The sequence below is a fragment of the Methylobacterium sp. J-070 genome (assembly GCF_022829385.1).
Lineage (GTDB): Bacteria > Pseudomonadota > Alphaproteobacteria > Rhizobiales > Beijerinckiaceae > Methylobacterium.
Genome location: NZ_JAKSXX010000029.1, coordinates 1 through 1,153 on the forward strand (window position 1 = coordinate 1; position 1,153 = coordinate 1,153).

Sequence of the window (1,153 nt, forward strand, 5' to 3'; positions counted from 1 at the left end):
CCTAGTGGTCAAAACCTGACGGTTGAGTCCGTCCCAGGTTTCGGTTTGGGCTTTGTCCTGCGAGTCTGGCGGGATGCGCAGCGGCCTCTCCTTCACGCTTCCCGCCTCGGATCGCCTTCGGCTCGAAGCCCTCGTGGCTGACCGGAATACGCCGCAGAAGCATGTCTGGCGCGCTCGCATCGTGCTGCTGAGCGCCGATGGGCTCGGGACGCACGCGATCATGCGTGAGGCGGGCGTGTCCAAGACCGCGGTCTGGCGCTGGCAGGAGCGCTTCGCACAGGAGGGCATGGATGGGCTCCTGCGGGACAAGACACGGCCAGCCTGCATCCGGCCCCTCGGCCCGGAGGTGGCGGCGCGCGTCGTGGCCCTGACGCAAGGAGAGCCGCCCGGTGAGACCACGCATTGGACGGCAGCTGCCATGGCTCAGGCCGCATCCATCAGCGTCTCGTCGGTGCAGCGGATCTGGCGCGGGCATGGCCTGCAGCCGCACCGGGTACGGCAGTTCAAGCTCTCCACCGACCCGGCCTTCGCCGCCAAATTGCGCGATGTGGTTGGGCTCTACGTCGATCCACCAGCTCATGCCGTGGTGCTCTCCGTCGACGAGAAGTCGCAGATCCAGGCGCTCACCCGAACGCAGGACCCGTTGCCGATGAAGCCGGGTCAGCCCACGACGCGCACCCACGACTACAAGCGCCACGGCACCACGACCTTGTTTGCCGCTCTGGACGTTCTGGAGGGCAAGGTGATCGGCCGCTGCATGCAGCGTCACCGGCATCAGGAGTTCATCCGCTTTCTCAACGCCGTCGAGGCGGCGGTCCCGGCCGGAAAGGTCGTCCACGCGATCCTGGATAACTACGCCGTTCACAAGCACCTGAAGGTCCGCGCCTGGCTCGACCGAAACCCGCGCTGGACCTTCCACTTCACGCCCACCTCCGCCTCCTGGCTTAACGCCGTCGAGGGCTTCTTCGCCAAACTCGCAAAGCGCCGGCTGCGACGGGGCGTGTTTGGCTCTCTCGTCGAGGTTCAGGCAGCCATCAAACGCTTCATCGCCGAGAGCAACGGCAACCCGAAACCTTTCGTCTGGACCGCGGACCCGGACCGCATCATCCAGGCCGCCAAACGCGGGCACCAAGCGTTAGACTCGAACCACTAG

At 66.1% G+C, this 1,153-nt stretch carries 1 protein-coding gene; it reads left to right on the forward strand.

What is annotated here, in order from left to right; translation table 11 throughout:
- The first annotated feature begins 73 nt into the window (after positions 1-73).
- Positions 74-1,153, forward strand: coding sequence for an IS630 family transposase (locus MKL01_RS01300; protein ID WP_243903436.1), 1,080 nt, complete (start codon positions 74-76; stop codon positions 1,151-1,153).